The 2,566-nt window shown below is 52.4% G+C and carries 1 rRNA gene; it reads left to right on the forward strand.

The window, feature by feature from the left end:
* Positions 1-2,545 (forward strand): 23S ribosomal RNA (locus L6D77_RS26955); the annotation flags it as partial.
* Positions 2,546-2,566: the final 21 nt, after the last annotated feature.

A 2,566-nucleotide genomic window follows, 5' to 3' on the forward strand; every position in this document is an offset into this window, starting at 1 on the left:
TCAATGAAATCGAGTAGGACGGAGCACGAGAAACTTTGTCTGAATATGGGGGGACCATCCTCCAAGGCTAAATACTACTGACTGACCGATAGTGAACCAGTACCGTGAGGGAAAGGCGAAAAGAACCCCGGAGAGGGGAGTGAAATAGAACCTGAAACCGTATGCGTACAAGCAGTGGGAGCCTACTTTGTTAGGTGACTGCGTACCTTTTGTATAATGGGTCAGCGACTTATATTCAGTGGCGAGCTTAACCGAATAGGGGAGGCGTAGCGAAAGCGAGTCTTAATAGGGCGCTTTAGTCGCTGGGTATAGACCCGAAACCGGGCGATCTATCCATGGGCAGGTTGAAGGTTAGGTAACACTGACTGGAGGACCGAACCGACTACCGTTGAAAAGTTAGCGGATGACCTGTGGATCGGAGTGAAAGGCTAATCAAGCTCGGAGATAGCTGGTTCTCCTCGAAAGCTATTTAGGTAGCGCCTCATGTATCACTGTAGGGGGTAGAGCACTGTTTCGGCTAGGGGGTCATCCCGACTTACCAAACCGATGCAAACTCCGAATACCTACAAGTGCCGAGCATGGGAGACACACGGCGGGTGCTAACGTCCGTCGTGAAAAGGGAAACAACCCAGACCGTCAGCTAAGGTCCCAAAGTCATGGTTAAGTGGGAAACGATGTGGGAAGGCTTAGACAGCTAGGAGGTTGGCTTAGAAGCAGCCACCCTTTAAAGAAAGCGTAATAGCTCACTAGTCGAGTCGGCCTGCGCGGAAGATGTAACGGGGCTCAAACCATGCACCGAAGCTACGGGTATCACCTTTAGGTGATGCGGTAGAGGAGCGTTCTGTAAGCCTGTGAAGGTGAGTTGAGAAGCTTGCTGGAGGTATCAGAAGTGCGAATGCTGACATGAGTAACGACAATGGGAGTGAAAAACTCCCACGCCGAAAGACCAAGGTTTCCTGCGCAACGTTAATCGACGCAGGGTTAGTCGGTCCCTAAGGCGAGGCTGAAAAGCGTAGTCGATGGAAAACAGGTTAATATTCCTGTACTTCCAGTTATTGCGATGGAGGGACGGAGAAGGCTAGGCCAGCTTGGCGTTGGTTGTCCAAGTTTAAGGTGGTAGGCTGAGATCTTAGGCAAATCCGGGATCTCAAGGCCGAGAGCTGATGACGAGTGCTCTTTAGAGCGCGAAGTGGTTGATGCCATGCTTCCAAGAAAAGCTCCTAAGCTTCAGATAACTGGGAACCGTACCCCAAACCGACACAGGTGGTTAGGTAGAGAATACCAAGGCGCTTGAGAGAACTCGGGTGAAGGAACTAGGCAAAATGGCACCGTAACTTCGGGAGAAGGTGCGCCGGCGAGGGTGAAGGACTTGCTCCGTAAGCCCATGCCGGTCGAAGATACCAGGCCGCTGCGACTGTTTATTAAAAACACAGCACTCTGCAAACACGAAAGTGGACGTATAGGGTGTGACGCCTGCCCGGTGCCGGAAGGTTAATTGATGGGGTTAGCGCAAGCGAAGCTCTTGATCGAAGCCCCGGTAAACGGCGGCCGTAACTATAACGGTCCTAAGGTAGCGAAATTCCTTGTCGGGTAAGTTCCGACCTGCACGAATGGCGTAACGATGGCGGCGCTGTCTCCACCCGAGACTCAGTGAAATTGAAATCGCTGTGAAGATGCAGTGTATCCGCGGCTAGACGGAAAGACCCCGTGAACCTTTACTATAGCTTTGCACTGGACTTTGAGCTTGCTTGTGTAGGATAGGTGGGAGGCTTTGAAGTGGGGACGCCAGTTCTCATGGAGCCATCCTTGAAATACCACCCTGGCAACCTTGAGGTTCTAACTCAGGTCCGTTATCCGGATCGAGGACAGTGTATGGTGGGTAGTTTGACTGGGGCGGTCTCCTCCCAAAGAGTAACGGAGGAGTACGAAGGTGCGCTCAGACCGGTCGGAAATCGGTCGTAGAGTATAAAGGCAAAAGCGCGCTTGACTGCGAGACAAACACGTCGAGCAGGTACGAAAGTAGGTCTTAGTGATCCGGTGGTTCTGTATGGAAGGGCCATCGCTCAACGGATAAAAGGTACTCCGGGGATAACAGGCTGATACCGCCCAAGAGTTCATATCGACGGCGGTGTTTGGCACCTCGATGTCGGCTCATCACATCCTGGGGCTGAAGCCGGTCCCAAGGGTATGGCTGTTCGCCATTTAAAGTGGTACGCGAGCTGGGTTTAGAACGTCGTGAGACAGTTCGGTCCCTATCTGCCGTGGACGTTTGAGATTTGAGAGGGGCTGCTCCTAGTACGAGAGGACCGGAGTGGACGAACCTCTGGTGTTCCGGTTGTCACGCCAGTGGCATTGCCGGGTAGCTATGTTCGGAAGAGATAACCGCTGAAAGCATCTAAGCGGGAAACTTGCCTCAAGATGAGATCTCACTGGGATCTTGAATCCCCTGAAGGGCCGTCGAAGACTACGACGTTGATAGGTTGGGTGTGTAAGCGCTGTGAGGCGTTGAGCTAACCAATACTAATTGCCCGTGAGGCTTGACCATATAACACCCAAGCAATTTGCA

The sequence above is a fragment of the Pseudomonas parasichuanensis genome (assembly GCF_021601385.1).
Taxonomy (GTDB): Bacteria; Pseudomonadota; Gammaproteobacteria; order Pseudomonadales; family Pseudomonadaceae; genus Aquipseudomonas; species Aquipseudomonas parasichuanensis.